The following is a 14,891-nucleotide window of genomic DNA, read 5'->3' as shown; positions in this document are numbered from 1 at the left end:
CGGCTTAGCTTCCGCGCCTCACGTTCCAGCATGCACGGTCATTGCCATGCCGCTCGATCAGCCGCTTTGCCTGCGCTGGGGAGATGTCGAATTTATCGGCGAGATCGCGGACCTCATAGTCCTGGTTAGCGGCCAGCCGAGCCCGGTCCTGTTCGCCGATATTCGTCTTGTCGTCTGCCATCGAGCTCTCCTGCCGTTTTCATAATAACCGGCCGCTGGCTGCGTTGGTTCCGGAGTAGCGTATCCATTAAAATCTCGGCAGTGGGGTCGAATGCTGCCGTCTGGACCGACGGCCGGGAATGCGCAGGTTGCGCAACTTCGCGACGTTCCGCGCGCTTCTCCACGGCGGACCTTCGCTGTACGTCTGGATTCGAACCGGTGCGAATTTTCAGCGTTGGCGATGTGCCGCTCGTTGACTAGCGCTGTGGGCGCAATAAATCCGGTCAAGAAAGTCCAGGTACGAGAGGAAACAGCTCATCGATCCCGCCCTCTGGATAGCATTCGTCGGAACGGTCATCGCAATGCAGATGCCACCGGGGCCGGACAGCATGCTGGTGATGGCGCGTGGTATTGGACAAGGGCGCGGAGTTGCTCTGTTCACAGTGCTAGGGATGACCGCTGGCGCGGGCATGGTGCAACTCCCCCTTATCGCGCTTGGCGTCTCCTCTCTCGTAAGAGCCTCCCCGCTCGCATTCGCGACGCTCCAGTGGATGGGAGCGGTCTATCTCGTTTGGCTCGGGCTACGCCTGATCTTCACGGTTCCAGATGCTCCTGCCCTGCAGGACCCAAGCCCGATTAAGCCGCTTGCGGCAGCACGCGAAGGCATGATCGCCAATCTGGTCAATCCGTGGCCCATGACGTTCATGGTTGCGTTCCTGCCTCAGTTCGTTGACCCGCACGGAAGCTCCGTTACGCTACAACTGTTGTTGTTAGGGGCAACTCAGAAAATGACGGGCGTATTGGTGTTAGGGACCTATGCCGTGGCTTCGGGCAGCCTCGGTTCTTGGATCATGACGCGCCCCCGCGTGACGCTTTGGCAGCAGCGGATCGCGGGCTTCTTCATCGTTGGCCTTGGGTTTCGAATGGCCTTTGGTGGCGGGGCAGGTCGGTAAATCAAACCGCCCCGACTATGGTATTGGGCGGCCGATGCCGAAAGCCCGCGTCGATCGCGTGCTTTCTTCAATGAGCCGTCATAGCTATGGCATCACCCGAATGGCGCCGCCGCTTCCATCACCATCGCCATTTCGCTTTCCTCGAGACGCTCCCGCCTCGCGATCAAATATGCCGCGATGTATACCAGCTTCCCGATGGATTCCCGGTGATCGGCGGGCTGATACGCAATCACGTCGCGCCGCGCCGCGGCCTCGTCCAACGCGATCACGTCGCCAGCCCTGGGCCCCTTCTCAGCCTCTCGCAACGCTTTGGCCGCTCTTTGAGCTGCGACATGTCGTTCGGTTATGTCGGCCAGGGTGCCGAGCCGCGCCTCAGCATTAATCGCCGTGCGATTCTGCTGAGTGAAATGGTTGTCTCCGGATAGGTCATTTGAAGATTTTCCTAGGCTCAGCATGGTTTCCTTCCTCATGCGGGCACACTCCGCCCCTGCCACCCCGGCCAAAAGCGGGTTGATAAAAACGTTGATCAAGGACGAGAGCACGATAGGATACGAAGGCCAGCGAAACGAAACGAAAGCAGCGCCTGTAAGCCATTGATGAAGAATGGAAAAATATTTCTCCCTCCGCCGGGAGACGAAAGTGATTTCAAAGAATTATTCAAGCGGTTGGCCGCGGCGGGCGCTGGTCGGCCATTGGGCAAGGATGGGTTTCCTGCAGGCCCATGGACGCCCGAGCTTCTCGCAGAGGCGATTTCACAGATCGACTCCAACCGGATTGGGGTCGATCTGCGAACGGTGCAGCTTTGGTTTCAAGAGAACGAGAAGGGAATTAGCACTGCCAACATTCGTTGGCTGGCGAGGGTTTTTGGGTGCGATGATCCGGTGGCAACCAGCGAATGGCAGATGGAGCTTAGTGCGGCGCAATCGCGGTTATCGGCCAAGAGACGAGAATGGAAGAGAGCCGGAAGCACCGTTGCACCGGAGATTCCAGATACAGCACTGGCTGCCACCTTCGATGACGGCACAGCGTCTCCGGCAGAGCTAAAACGGGATACTGACGCCAAGGGGCCGAGGCGGCGTTTTAGTTTGGCGAGGAAATCGGAGGCGTTTTTTAGCCACGGATCTCCCCTGAATTTACCGGCGTCGGTGTTTGCGGGTGTCACCGCTCTTGGGTTTTTGTCGTATATTACGGGGATTCACAGCGTGACATATGGCCGGGCGGATGGCGTCGTCAAGCAGGTTGGGTTTCTTTGGACAGCGAATTGGACATTCGTCTTCATGGTATTTTTGCCACTGTTTTTTGCCTTCGTGACCGAGCTAGTGACCTTTTGGAAAGATGAAGGCCGCCCAAAGCTTGTAGCGCAGGGCGACAAGATGGAAAGCGACGATGCCTGGGCGCGCAGCGTAGAAGCTTCTTCCTATTCATATTGGGCGGTTTTTTTGATTTGTGTGCTGTTCGCCGGTCTTTTTCAGTGGATCGGCGTGTCATTGATCCCGTTGATGAAAGGTGGTGGCAACTATGCGACGGATTGGGGCTCGTTAGCGATTGTGCGCCCTGAGGTCATATCGGTGCCAGAAGCGGTCGTATTCACGGGGCTCGCTTACCTATACATGTGCATCTGTTTTTATCTGTTCTTCGTAGGTCTCATTTTGCTTTATACGGTGATCCATGATCTTTGGAGGATTGGAGAAGCAGGGAGTAATCGGCCGGAGATGGATTATCAAGACGAGCTCAATGAAGCCAGCCGCAGGGTTATGCGTGGGATTTTTCGGTGTACTGTTTTGGGGGTTCTGATCGCCATAGTCATGAAGGTCCAGAGTGCTTACCTGACATCGCGTGGAGAGAATATTGTGACCTGGTTGGTCGGCGATATGTCTTCCGCCTTCCATGGGCGCAATGATGTAAGCGCCGGGATCAGCTATCGTAGGCCGACCCATTACAGTAGCCTTCTTATCGCTATTTCGACCTGTGTTGTATTTCTGTACGGCTCCATCCGTTTAGGTGTCGAACGTCGGTTTTGTATGCCTTTATGGAGGATGTCAGCTATCGTAGCGTCGCTCGTGGCTGGCTACTTGCTGATCGATGCATTTACTGGCTTTTCGATCCTTCTGGGCGTTGGAGCGCTGCTCGCAATATACGGCCTGTTTGATCCAGGGTTGGGGCGATGGCGAGCGAGTAAGTTAGGAACCAATCAGAGTGTATCATAGTTGGCTTGATCGTTGGGATGAGCGGCGGGCGCGACGCGGTGAGGAAGGGAAGAAACCAACGGATTTCGTCCTTGACGCGGAACGCGCCTTTCCAGGTGCGAAGAAGATAACAAGTATCGAGGAATTCTGTGCCCTTGCGGACCAAGCCGTGGCTGATCCAGCCTTTTTCGATAAGCCGAGTGTGAGTGATCAGGGTTTTGAAAGGCTAGATGGGTGGCTCAAATTTCCCTCGGACATTTCTACTGATATCGAACAGAACAATGTCGTCTCGGCGAAAATCACAGAAAGCGGGTCGTTCGATCAGGCGATGGTGATTTTTCACCATTGGAATGCAAGCGCCCGGAATCGTCAGATTGCCAACTTTGTCTCGCAGCGTGGCATCACGGTTGTCGAGATTGCTATGCCTTATCACTTCGAACGCAGCCGTCCCGGCTCCGTGCACGCCGACTATATGCTTAGCCCTAATCTCGGTCGAACGATCCAATCTGTAAGGCAGGCAGTGTTGGATGGGCGAAAACTCATACGTTGGTTGAAAAGCGAAGGCTATCGAGAGATTTCGGTTCTTGGAATGAGCTTAGGTTCCTGGGTTGCGGCCACAGTCGCGGCACACGACTTGGCTGTGTCAAAAGCCTCGTTGTTTCTGACGGCGGGGAGTCTAGCGGATATGGTTTGGACGGGCCGCGCGACACGATCGATACGCGATAGCCTTGAACCTGAGATTGAGCTGACCGATCTGAGAAGGGCCTGGGGTCCACTTAACTTGGAGAATTACGCGCATAGTTTGGCACGGCCTGATCTCGATCTCCTCGTTGTGTTGGCTAGGAGAGACAAAGTGGTGTTGCCAGAGCTATCGGAGAGATTCATGCAGAGGCTGAAGGACGCCGGGGCTAGGCCAAATATTTTGGAATTAAACTGTGGTCACTATTCGCTGGCCATGCCGCCTTACATTTTGTTGGCCGGTTTGAGCTTGAAGCGGTTACTAAGGCGCGCCCGTTGAGCGGTTTCCGTCGTCTGCTGACCAGTCGGCCCGGCGAGCATGAATTTGGCGTTGGCCGGTCAGTGCACCAGCAATTCTCTGGTAGTCGTCACGACACGAAAGTAATGAATCTGGGGTCGCCCCCTATGCGTGATGCGGACGAGTGTACGCCCAACTGTCGTCAGTGAGAGCCTTTGACAAGCTTCAGGAATGGGAATCCCATCCGACAATCACAGAATTGCGATCAGTCATAGTGATCCCTTTCGCATGCTGCGCCAACCGCGCTTGACTTGGCTTTGGCTGCATCCAGCGAGTTTTGCGGTTCGAGCGATGCTGTTTCCGCCGAGCCGCAGGGCAATAATCCGCTCGTGCGTCGCCGTGTCCGCCTGCCGGCCGACTGAAGCGCACTTTTTATATCAGAAACTCCGATCGTTTCACCCATCGGAAATTCGCGGCCCTCATTGAAGCCGTCTTTTGAAATCAACATGGGCCGGTGGAGTTATTACCGGTAGTGACCTGCCAGATCGTGAAAATTTGCGTCCATTCCCGTACAAGTGGCGCGAATAGCTAAAGGCCCAGGTCTGCCTCATTGGCAATCCTTGCGGGTCGTTCAAAAAGCTGCCAAACAGCGCCATCAGGCAAACAAGCCGGCCCGCAGGAGTGGCGGGGCCGTGGGTTGGTTATAGCATGTGCTGTTATCGACGAGTGGGGGACATTTTTGGAGCAGCCGGCGCTTAAGCTTTCTAGCCAAGCCAGTTTGGACCTAGACGGTCTAGAGCTGCTGGATCGCGACGACCTGATCGCTACCATTAAGAGAATGGTGAATGGGGGAGTCTCTCTTAGCTTCCACGGCAAGAGAACCGCGATGGAAATCGCCCGGAAGGTGCGCCCGCGCATTACGCGTCGCATCTCCGATCTTCACGTCGGCACGCCCGAAGAGCAGAGCCAGAATCTCCTGATCGAGGGTGAAAACCTGCAGGCGATGGTGACTCTCTACAAGTACCGAGGACAGATAGACCTCATTGTCGCGGACCCACCTTACAACACCGGCCAGTATTTCCGATACAATGATCGTTGGGATGAAGACCCCAACGACCCGGATCTCGGCACGCTAGTTACGCTCGAGGATGGCTCGCGGCACACGAAATGGATGAAGGCCATGTTGCCCCGTCTTCAGATCATGAAGGCGATGCTGAAGCCCAACGGGGTTGTCGCGATATGTATCGACGATAACGAGCTATTTCACCTCGGGCTCATGATGGACGAGGTGTTCGGCGAGAACAATCGTATCGCCATTATCAACTGGCAGAAGTCGTACGCTCCCAAGAATGACAGCACCCACGTCTCCACGGCAACGGAGTATGTGCTGGTCTATGCCAATGACAAGGAGTTGGCAAAGACGGCGCTGACTTTGCGCACCGAAGCGATGAACGCTCGCTATAAGAAGCTCGACGGGGACGTGGAGCCATGGACGAGCGACAATCCGGTGCGACGGGAAGCCCGCGAAAGGGACCGGTATGCAATTCAATCGCCCTTTACGGGGGCATTGCACTATCCGGGTGCGAACTCCTGGCGAATTCCTCGTGCTGACCTCAAGAAATATCTTGAGCAGTGGGGGTCGGAGTACGTCGAGAATGACGTTGGCGACAGCCGCATCAAGGCCCTAATGATTAAGGGTTCCCCCGCCGTCAAAATGAACCAGGGACAAAACCTGGATAGCGATCCGGTTGTCGAAGGACTGGACGTCCTGGAGCACCCCGTCATCCGGAAAGCCCGAATAAAGGCCGAGAGGGTCCGCGATAACGAAGTTTGGCCATTCCTGCACTTTCTCAAAAATGGACATGGCCGTCCTCGAGTTAAGCGCTACTTGAGCGATGTCAAGAAGGGGAAGGTGCCTCTCACCTATTGGGCAGATGAGGACTACGAAACTCCCATAGAGCTCGGCACCCAATCATGGGATCATGAGGAATCCGGTCATAGTCAAGCCGGCGTCACAGAGCTGAACGCTATCGTCGGCAAAGGGCATCGTTTCGATACTGTAAAGCCCATGAAGCTGATGATGAAGATCATTCAGCTTTGGTGCCCGCCAGGCGGGCACGTTATGGACCCCTATGCCGGATCCGGCACCACCGGACACGCCGTGCTGGAGCTGAACAGACTATCTGGAGCGAACAGACGATTCATCCTTATTGAGCAGGGCCGGCCTGATAACGGGGACAAGTATGCCCGCACATTGACCTGGCAGCGCCTGCACAACGCGATCACCGGGAAGCGACCTGATCAGAATGGGAATCTCACGAAGACGGCGGAGCCTCTCGGCGGGGGCTTCGAGTTCAGAGCACTGACGACCCAGATCGATGCGAAGACGGTCCTCACGATGAAGAAGGACGAGCTTATCGATGTCGTCATTACGTCCCACTGGCAGACTGGAAGCCGCAACGCGCCGAACTTGATGCGTATCGACGACCCGCGGTTTACATATCTTGTCGGAAAAAACGAGCGTGATGAGCCCTATTTCATCATCTGGAACAATGGGGCAGGGCCGGTCGGGCAGCTCGACAAGGACAGCTACAACGTCGTTTTACAGGATGCAAAAAAAGCCGAGCTGAAGCAGCCCTACCACGTCTACGCGCGGTATGAGCTTTATCAGTCGAAGAACGTGCGCTTCTACAAGATCCCTGACAAGATCCTTGCGCATCTCGGTCTCAACGAGAACAGCGACCCCTTCAATGACGAGGGGGAAAATTGATGGATCTGCTAACCTTTCAGATAGCGGCTTCCACGCAGATCGGCGATCGGTTTCATGAGTACATGGAAGACCCGCTCGCGATCACGCGCAGTCGGATCGTGCCCTTCTACCAGAACCTCTCATCCATCACCGGCAGCGGCAAGACGCTGATCCTTGCCGACGCCGTGGAGCAAATCCGAAGCCAGCTTCCGGTCGAGCCTATCGTGCTCTGGCTTTCAAAGGGGCGTGTAGTCGTCTGGCAAACGCTCAACAACCTAGCGAACGGGAAGTATGCTGACCTTGTTGGCGGCTTCGACGTGAAGCCTCTGCTCGATTGCAAGCCGGCAGATGTCGAGGACGGAACGCGCGGCCTGATGCTGGTCGCGACCGTGGGTAAGTTCAATCAGAAGGACAAGGAGCAGGGCGACCGGAAGATTTTTCAGGTCGGCCTCGATGTGGCAGATCAGTCGCTGTGGGACATGCTTCGCGCGCGCAAAGACACGCGAGGCGTCAGGCGTCCTTTTTTGGTTGTCTATGACGAAGGGCACAACCTCTCGAACCAGCAGACGGAGCTCCTACTAGACCTGCATCCCGACGCACTGATCGCTGCAAGCGCGACGCTGCGCATCCCGCCAGCGCTTGAGAAGATCGTCGACCGCCTGAAGGCCGACAAGAGATGGAGCGAGAGGGACTTCATCACGTCCGTTAAGAGCTCCGAAATCATGAAGTCAGGCCTGGTCAAAAAGCAGATCATGCTGTGCGGGTATCTTACGCCGATGGAGATCGCCATCAACGAGCTCCTTGCAGATTTTGCGAGGGCGGAGGCCGCTGCGTCTCGCCTGGGGCTCGATTTCTCGCCGAAGGCGATTTACGTAGCCAACACCAATGTCGCCGACGGCACCTCAACAAAGGAGGACGCGGCCCGGCCGTTTATGGCGAGGCAGGCGCGGCCGATCCTGATCTGGAGGCATCTAGTTGAAACTGCGGGCATCGATCCCGCTGGGATCGCCCTCTATTGCGATTTGAAGTTCGATTCGAAGTTTCCGCCTCCACCCGAGTTCAACCTCTTCTCGGGCGGTGACAACGACTACGATGAATTCATGGCCGGGGGCTTCCGGCACATCATCTTCAATCTCGGGCTGCAGGAGGGGTGGGACGATCCATCTTGCTGCTTTGGCTATATCGACAAGGACATGGGGTCGGCCGATCAGGTGACGCAGATCATTGGCCGCGTACTTCGCCAGCCAGGGGCGCAGCATTATCCTGCGCCCGTGCTGAACACGGCCCATTTCTACATCCGCACGGACGAAAAGGGCGTCTTTGAAAGCATCATTAGCGACGTGCGGCAGAAGATCACCGGCGATGCACCGGAGATCACTCTTACCGTTACCAAGAGCACACGCGGAGGCGGTCGGCCGACGAGGCCCGTACTAAAGCACCGCGAAGTGACGACGGCCTCAATAGACTGCTCGGATGCAAAGCAGCCTATCGAAGACATCGTGAAACTGATCCCGAACTACCAAAACAATACCGAAGACACGGTCGGCACCGGCGGGCGCATTCAGGTCCTGCAGACCATCGGCAAGGATTCGGCGGCCAAGGAAGAGTGGGTCGATTTCATGCACAGCAACAAGGTGACGGCACGGTGGGTCTTCCTGCGAGAGCTGCAGAAGCGTCATCGTAAGGCCGCCCATCTTTGCGACATAGAGCACCCGAAGTTTGATGTGCTTGTCGAGTACAACAGCCCCGCCGCGGCGCTCATTCGCGAGCAGGCCGATAAGGTTGGCGATGCTTATATCGAGCATTCCGTTATCGTTCAGAATGCGCTCGATGATCCCTATGTTGTCGACGGCGTCTTTGTGGACGAGGCCAAGCTGGTCAAGTTCAAGTACGCCCTTCATGAGGGCTATAGCGGCCTCAATGAACTCGAGAAGACCTTTGCTCTCGCGCTCGACAAGACCAAAAAAACCTGGTGCCGCAACCCTTCCCAGGGCGGCTACGAAATACCGCTTCTAGATCGCGGCAGCACCCGCACCTTTAATCCCGACTTTCTTGTCTGGGCTGATGCGAAGCACGTGGTGGCGATCGATACTAAAGGCGATCACCTCATAGTCGAGGATGCCGGGCGAAAGCTCTTTCACATCGAGCGGGTTTCACCCGGTGCGCAACTTTCGGTGCGCCTTGTGACAGAAGGGCATTGGAGCGTGATTAATGGTCTTCCCAGCAAGTCAAAAGGGAAGTCGGGTTTCACCGTCTGGAACCTGAAACAGGGTAAACTTCACCCGAATGCATGTATTGATGTAAATGCGGCTGCGAAGGCATGTCTGCAGGTCTAACGAGGCTTGGTGATTCGCGGAGCTTCTGCGCCGTGCTCAACGGTGAAGATCTCCGCGATCGACCGCTGATGGAAAGGAAAAGCCGCGCTCCGCCGCTCCGCGACCTGGGTCGGAGATTCCACGCCAGAGGGAATCGTCTTTAGTGACGAAATTGGCGGCGATGCTGAGAGGGTCTTCACGCATGTATGCAGGTTCGGCCTGGAGGGTATTGTTTCAAAGCTGCGTGACAGCTCATATCGATCTGGCCGGCGTGGTGAATGGGTGAAGACCAAGTGCGTCCAGCGCGACGAGTTCATCGTCATCGGCTATGAGCCAGGAAACAGCTACGGTGGTTTGGGGAGCTTGCTTCTGGCAAACGTCGAGAATACCCCGGCGGTGTCGGCACCGGCTTCAACATGCGGACTGGCGCAGAGATGATGCGCCGGGTCCAAGCCATTCAGGCGGAAAAGACGCCGATCTCCGGTCTCAAATTGAACGGAGCGGTTTGGGTCCAGCCTGAGATCATTGTCGATATAGAATACCGTGGTTGGACCGAGGACCACCAACTCCGGCATCCATCGTTCAAGGGAATTCGCGAAGATTGATCGGTCGACGAATTTCTTTGAGCTCCGCCCGGTGAAGGCTGGCGGTCATCTGCCATGGGCGGAACCGACGTCGCCGGCCGGGCGCATCCGTCGTTCAAAAGTGTCGCTGGCATTCAGTGAGGCGCGCGCCGGCGAGCTCGAGGAGCGCGTACGCTATTTCGTTCTCGGTCCAGCCGGATTCCGCTGCGCGCTCAGCCAATTCCTGGAAGGCCGGTTCCAAGGCGACCTGGCATTGAAGGCCGCGATCCGGATGGTCGGCCGGGCAGCTTGGTTCCACGATCGCAACTCTTGATCGCTTCATTGCAGGCCATGGGCTCTCGCCCCTCTCCCTTTGCCACACGAGGCGCGCCAGCTCACGTGTTGTTGTTGGTGCATACCTCGGCAACCGCTTCATCTTGTCAACCAGCCGCTCCAGCGATCCGGCGCGTTCCAACTCCGCAAAGAAATGATGCGGTGTGACGCTACCGAGCCGGTGCATCTCGGACAGGTTCCACACATACGGATAGGCGACCATGAAATCGGATCGAGGCGAGGCCTTGGACGGTTCAGCCGTGGTCAGGATGCCGCCACCAACGAGCCGATCAGCCTTCTCGATGATTTGGCGCACCCTCGTTTTCGAGAGGCCATGTTCCTGCGCCAGGTCGGCGAAACTTTTGCCCTTCAGAAAGCCTTCGATCAGGGCGACATTCCTATGGACGGTCGGGCTAAACCCCCAACAGGCGCGCAGTTTTTCCAGTATCATTCCGTTCGTCAATCCAGTTGTTCGCCCCCTTTGCAAACCCTACCCGGCCAAATCGGCGCTTGGAAGACCCAGCAGGCTCACGTCATAACGGAACAGAATTGGGTTCAGGCCGGCTCGGACGGCGACGGGTCCCAACGTTTGTCAAGCCGGTCAAAGCCGGGTTCGCGGATATGGTGGTGCTGATAAAGCATCTCAAATGAAGAAGATCTTCACCTGTTCGTTCTGTTTTGTGACCAGTGCGTCGCTGACGAACCGATATCCAGATATCGGCCGATTGATCGTAGATAGCCAATGAATTCCAGCATGAGGAAATCGCGATCGCCGTAAGTCTCCTCGATCTTCTTTATCTTCGGCATGACAACTTCCTGTTCTGCCGGCGACAGGTCGACGTCCCCGAGTACATATCTGTGATGGCCGATGGCGCAGATATCGCAGCCTGCCTTGATGATCGCATCAACAAACGCCGGAACTTCGCTCGCTTTCATGAGCCGCTTGTTACTTGCCGCCATGAATGTCACTCCCGTTTTGCACCATGAACAACTGAAGTGAATAAGGGCGCGGCTGGCGCCGCGCCGTCATAGCCGTTGCCGCCTTCGTCAGTCTCCTTCGTCTTCAGGTGGTGAAGAAACCTCAGAATGGCTTGAAGCGTGAGCCCGTCGAAATTCGCCAGCTTTTCAACGATCGCCATACGAGTTTCCGCTTCGACCTGGTCCTCACCCCAAAGATGTGGCGCGACCGTAAACAGGATCTCCTCCGGTGAAATGCTCAGCACCTCGCAGATGTGAAGGAGCCGGCCGACAGTCAGCCGCGAACCACGTTTTCGTAGCGATTGTAAACCTGGTCGCTGAGCCCGAGCATCGGCGCCAGCTTCGATCGCGGGATTTTCCGGCGGTCGCGAGCGTCGCGAAGGCTGGTGGTGATCTTTTTTTCGATTTCGGCGCTTAGCTCCAGTTCGCCAAAGCTGGTTTTCCGATGGACCGGCTTGTCAATTTGCGGATCGTCGATCTGCTGTAAACCGAGGTGAGAAATCCATTCTTCGAAAGACGGTCCTGCCATTGCTCCTGCCAAGTGCCGTTGATCTTCGGTGTTCGTTCAAATCAATGTAACCGAATTGGTTGACTGGATGCACCTTGGAATCTCGTGGGCATGGCAGAATGTTGGCGCGTCGCTTCGCGAGCCGCTCTATGCTTTCGGCACGGAGCCTTGCCTACGGCCAGTCTCCGCCCATTCGGGTGACGATCGGGCGCGCGGCTGCAACGCAGCCAGAACGCCGTTTACAGTGCACCAAATTGGGATATCGCCCGTTTACAGAACGGCCCGAAATCAGCATAGTGCGCCGGCTCAGGCAATACGAGTTGGTGATGGTAAGTCGCTAGCCCTTCTTGCCACTCACCGCGGGAGCCGTCCTGGCGCTAGCCAGTGACGGCCCCTTTCATTTGCGAGTGACGGCCGCGATCGCGGCCGACTTAGCCTGCCTCAGAGAGGGAAAGAGGGCTCTGCCCTCTCTCCCTCGCAAGGAAAAAAACGGTCTCCCCGTCCTTCCTCCGCGCGACCAAGTCCGCGCTCCGTGCAGGATCGACGCGGATCCGCTTAGGCGGATCATGCGTCGCCCCTTCGGCTTCGCCTCGGGCGGGCGAACCCCCTCCGTTTTTTCCCTTGCCTCCCTCTCTCCCGCTGCTCCGCGCGAGCTCGGGAGCAGGAGCGGGACTCCTGCCCCTTCGGGCACGAGACCGCTTCGCGGAGAAAGAAAGGGCTAGACCATGAAACAGACTGCTTACCTACTGGACCCCGAAACCACGATCTTTCGGACCGTCGAGCTTCCAGGCGGGATCAGCTTCAAGCCGATTTATGACCTGATCGGGTGCCGCCTAATCGAGCTCGTGCGTTTCGATGAACGGCATTCCCTGTTCGTAGACGAGGAAGGCTTGGGCGACGGATTGACCGCCTTCACCATCTTTGAAGGTTACCCGCAGCCACTCGCCGGCAAAATCGTTCTTGTCGGCGGCGATGGACGCGAACCATACACTTCCCCCCTGATCAGCCTTGAAGACGCATCGGCACATTTCAAATGCTGCCGTCCCGTATTGGACCCGGTTTTTGCCACCAACGACGAGATGACGGCGGGAGGGCTGATCATTTCAGGCGCATTGATGGGCTTGCAGGTCAGAATTGATCGCCGTGCCCCGACCTTTGTTGAAGGAGAGGCATGATGAAAATCGCCATCGTGGAAAATCGAAGCCTCGCCATCGTGACAGGAACCTTCGCCGCAAACATTGCGGCGAAGGACATCGAACACCAATTCGACGCACTGACCCACTTTCCAGACCGGCGCGCGAACGCCGAACTTGACGAGCTGGCCCACCGGCTAAACGAGTTTGCGGGCTATGTTGTGGAGCTGTGGGAGAAGGCGAGCACATTGAACCCCGAACCAGAGATCGAGGCTTTCACCCGCCGCCACGTCGAGTTGACGCGGCGCTATTGGACGGCGGAAGGCCGCTGCATGAACTGGTTTATCACTGGACCGGCCCGCTTTCCCGTTGCTCGCAACGAAAAGCGCATAAAGATTTCCGATGCCCGCCGCGCCGATCTTGCCGCGCATTCAGCAGCGGCCCGGAAAGCGGTGAAGCGGAAAGCCTTCCCCCACGGCGCAGATGACGAGCCGATCCGCTCGGGCGATCCATCTGCGTTGCAACGGATCATGGCGAAGATCGAGGACCTGGCCTTGTCGATCGACAAGATGAAGGCCGCGAACTCCATTATCCGGCGCATGGAAAAAGACGGCGCCGACGACGCAGCCATGATTGAGGCGATCGTCGCCCGGACCGGCCTTTCGGCAGAAGTGGCGGCACGCGGCGTCGTGCTGGCCGACTGGCAATGGAAACGCGGATTCGACACGGCGGGCAACCGTGCAGAAATCCGCCGCCTACAGGAGCGGCTGAAATCTCTGGCTCGGATGCATGAGCGCGGATCGCAAAGCCAAGAGGTCGAGACACAGGCCGGAGCCGTCGAGATCAAGGAAAATGCGAACACAGCGCGCATTCAGATGATCTTTCCCGGCAAGCCCGACGAGGCGACGCGGCGGGCGCTCAAGGCCAATGGCTTCCGCTGGTCGCCGTCGCAAGGCGTGTGGCAGCGGCACTTGAACGAGGCGGGTAGATGGGCCGCCGATCGGGTGATGAAGGCGATCAGCGCCGAAGGTGCCGCATGAGGGCGGCCCCTTCCGGGCGTCCTGTCCGCCGCCATGTCACCGCATACGACACGCCGTCTCAGCTTGGCGGGAGCTTTACCGTCTCGATTGTCGAGACGCTGGCCGAAAACGCGGTGAAGGTGCGTGTCTGGTACGGACGCGCCACCGCGCAAGGCTGGGAGGCGTGGAAGGATTGGGACGGCTACACGTTCCAGACCAACCGCGCCGCACTCAGCAATAAATGGACAATGCCGCTCTACAAATAGACCGGCATTGACAAAACGTATCTAAATGGATACAGGTAAGCATGTATCGATTTGTGAAGTCCGATGAATTCGACGCTTGGTTCAACGCCCTCAAGGATATGAGGGCGAAGGCCAGGATTCTGGCCCGCATCGTCTCTGCCGAAAAGGGCAATTTCGGCGATTGCGAGCCTGTCGGAAGCGGCGTGTCAGAGATGAGAATTCATTACGGGCCGGGATACCGGCTCTACTACACGCGCCAAGGCGATGTGTTGTATCTCTTGCTGATCGGCGGCGACAAGGGCTCGCAAAAGCGCGACATCAAGTCAGCACTCGAAATGGTCACAAAGCTTAGAAAGGATCGGCCATGACCAATTTCACGGAATTCGACGTCTCCGATTACCTCGACAATGATGAAATGATTGCAGAATTCCTTGCTGCATCTTTAGAGGATGGAAATCCGGACGTATTTATCGCAGCGCTTGGTCATGTCGCAAAAGCGAGAGGCATGACCGAAATCGCCAAGGATTCAGGCCTTGGCCGGGAAAGTCTCTACAAAGCGCTGAAATCCGGCTCGAAACTTCGATATGATACGGTCCAAAGGGTACTGTCTGCTCTCGGCGTTCGGCTAACTGTAGCCCCGAAAGCAGCGTGATCTATGAGCGATCCCGATGATGCGGGACGAGATGATTTCTAAATACAGATAGCAGCCAGGGCCGCAGCCCCTCCTGGCCCGCATCGAGCGAGCCAGGAGGGGAGCGAGGGGCGCACCTATCC

At 57.0% G+C, this 14,891-nt stretch carries 17 protein-coding genes; 10 read left to right on the top strand and 7 right to left on the bottom strand.

Annotated elements, in window-relative coordinates; all coding sequences use genetic code 11:
• Positions 1 to 4: 4 nt before the first annotated feature.
• Positions 5 to 181 carry a DUF3606 domain-containing protein gene (locus EOA78_RS20265; RefSeq protein ID WP_245477605.1) on the bottom strand — a complete coding sequence of 59 codons (177 nt, stop codon included), beginning with the start codon at positions 179 to 181 and terminating at the stop codon, positions 5 to 7.
• A 340-nt stretch (positions 182 to 521) separates the two neighbouring features.
• Between EOA78_RS20265 and EOA78_RS20260 the strand changes: the two genes are divergently transcribed.
• Positions 522 to 1,112, top strand: coding sequence for a LysE family translocator (locus EOA78_RS20260; RefSeq protein ID WP_127316669.1), 591 nt, complete (start codon positions 522 to 524; stop codon positions 1,110 to 1,112).
• A 92-nt stretch (positions 1,113 to 1,204) separates the two neighbouring features.
• On the opposite strand, the gene EOA78_RS20255 is transcribed toward EOA78_RS20260, so the two are convergent.
• The gene (locus EOA78_RS20255; RefSeq protein WP_127316668.1) at positions 1,205 to 1,582 is read right to left on the bottom strand and encodes a hypothetical protein; all 378 of its coding nucleotides are present in this window, start codon (positions 1,580 to 1,582) and stop codon (positions 1,205 to 1,207) included.
• Between the two features lie 123 nt (positions 1,583 to 1,705).
• On the opposite strand from EOA78_RS20255, the gene EOA78_RS20250 reads away from it, so the two are divergent.
• Positions 1,706 to 3,319, top strand: a complete 1,614-nt coding sequence (locus EOA78_RS20250) for a hypothetical protein (RefSeq protein WP_127316667.1) — start codon at positions 1,706 to 1,708, stop codon at positions 3,317 to 3,319.
• On the top strand, positions 3,309 to 4,316 hold the full coding sequence (locus tag EOA78_RS20245; RefSeq protein WP_127316666.1) for a dienelactone hydrolase-related enzyme: 1,008 nt from the start codon (positions 3,309 to 3,311) through the stop codon (positions 4,314 to 4,316). Before EOA78_RS20250 ends, EOA78_RS20245 begins: the two co-directional genes overlap by 11 nt.
• A 223-nt stretch (positions 4,317 to 4,539) precedes the next feature.
• Here the strand turns inward: EOA78_RS20245 and EOA78_RS36060 are convergent, their stop codons facing one another.
• A complete protein-coding gene (locus tag EOA78_RS36060; protein ID WP_164783838.1) occupies positions 4,540 to 4,782 on the bottom strand; it encodes a hypothetical protein in 243 nt (80 codons plus the stop codon).
• A gap of 231 nt (positions 4,783 to 5,013) precedes the next feature.
• Between EOA78_RS36060 and EOA78_RS20235 the strand changes: the two genes are divergently transcribed.
• Positions 5,014 to 7,044 (top strand): site-specific DNA-methyltransferase, encoded by a 2,031-nt coding sequence (locus tag EOA78_RS20235; RefSeq protein ID WP_206533469.1) that lies wholly within the window; start codon positions 5,014 to 5,016, stop codon positions 7,042 to 7,044.
• Positions 7,044 to 9,359, top strand: coding sequence for a DEAD/DEAH box helicase family protein (locus tag EOA78_RS20230; protein WP_127316665.1), 2,316 nt, complete (start codon positions 7,044 to 7,046; stop codon positions 9,357 to 9,359). The genes EOA78_RS20235 and EOA78_RS20230 overlap by 1 nt, the downstream gene beginning before the upstream one ends.
• A 678-nt stretch (positions 9,360 to 10,037) precedes the next feature.
• On the opposite strand, the gene EOA78_RS20220 is transcribed toward EOA78_RS20230, so the two are convergent.
• The 4 genes from EOA78_RS20220 to EOA78_RS36470 form a co-directional block, all read right to left on the bottom strand.
• Positions 10,038 to 10,685, bottom strand: a complete 648-nt coding sequence (locus tag EOA78_RS20220; protein WP_245477602.1) for a hypothetical protein — start codon at positions 10,683 to 10,685, stop codon at positions 10,038 to 10,040.
• A gap of 209 nt (positions 10,686 to 10,894) precedes the next feature.
• Positions 10,895 to 11,194, bottom strand: coding sequence for a hypothetical protein (locus tag EOA78_RS20215; RefSeq protein ID WP_127316696.1), 300 nt, complete (start codon positions 11,192 to 11,194; stop codon positions 10,895 to 10,897).
• Between the two features lie 5 nt (positions 11,195 to 11,199).
• Positions 11,200 to 11,457 (bottom strand): hypothetical protein, encoded by a 258-nt coding sequence (locus EOA78_RS36475; protein WP_206533468.1) that lies wholly within the window; start codon positions 11,455 to 11,457, stop codon positions 11,200 to 11,202.
• 29 nt (positions 11,458 to 11,486) lie between these two features.
• Positions 11,487 to 11,741, bottom strand: a complete 255-nt coding sequence (locus tag EOA78_RS36470) for a helix-turn-helix transcriptional regulator (protein WP_206533467.1) — start codon at positions 11,739 to 11,741, stop codon at positions 11,487 to 11,489.
• A 704-nt stretch (positions 11,742 to 12,445) separates the two neighbouring features.
• Here EOA78_RS36470 and EOA78_RS20200 point away from each other — a divergent pair.
• From EOA78_RS20200 to EOA78_RS20180, 5 genes are read left to right on the top strand one after another with little or no spacing between them, the layout of a single operon-like run.
• Positions 12,446 to 12,895, top strand: coding sequence for a protein psiB (locus EOA78_RS20200; protein WP_127316662.1), 450 nt, complete (start codon positions 12,446 to 12,448; stop codon positions 12,893 to 12,895).
• Positions 12,895 to 13,893, top strand: a complete 999-nt coding sequence (locus tag EOA78_RS20195; RefSeq protein WP_245477600.1) for a hypothetical protein — start codon at positions 12,895 to 12,897, stop codon at positions 13,891 to 13,893. Before EOA78_RS20200 ends, EOA78_RS20195 begins: the two co-directional genes overlap by 1 nt.
• The gene (locus EOA78_RS20190; protein ID WP_127316660.1) at positions 13,890 to 14,138 is read left to right on the top strand and encodes a hypothetical protein; all 249 of its coding nucleotides are present in this window, start codon (positions 13,890 to 13,892) and stop codon (positions 14,136 to 14,138) included. The genes EOA78_RS20195 and EOA78_RS20190 overlap by 4 nt, the downstream gene beginning before the upstream one ends.
• 41 nt (positions 14,139 to 14,179) lie before the next feature.
• Positions 14,180 to 14,485, top strand: coding sequence for a type II toxin-antitoxin system RelE/ParE family toxin (locus tag EOA78_RS20185; RefSeq protein ID WP_127316659.1), 306 nt, complete (start codon positions 14,180 to 14,182; stop codon positions 14,483 to 14,485).
• A complete protein-coding gene (locus EOA78_RS20180; protein WP_127316658.1) occupies positions 14,482 to 14,769 on the top strand; it encodes an addiction module antidote protein in 288 nt (95 codons plus the stop codon). Before EOA78_RS20185 ends, EOA78_RS20180 begins: the two co-directional genes overlap by 4 nt.
• Positions 14,770 to 14,891 lie beyond the last annotated feature (122 nt).

Origin of the sequence: Mesorhizobium sp. M5C.F.Cr.IN.023.01.1.1 (assembly GCF_003997585.1) — a bacterium.
Classification (GTDB): Bacteria; Pseudomonadota; Alphaproteobacteria; order Rhizobiales; family Rhizobiaceae; genus Mesorhizobium; species Mesorhizobium wenxiniae.
The sequence above is the reverse complement of the archived record's forward strand: the minus strand, read 5'-3'. Positions and strand labels throughout refer to the sequence as shown.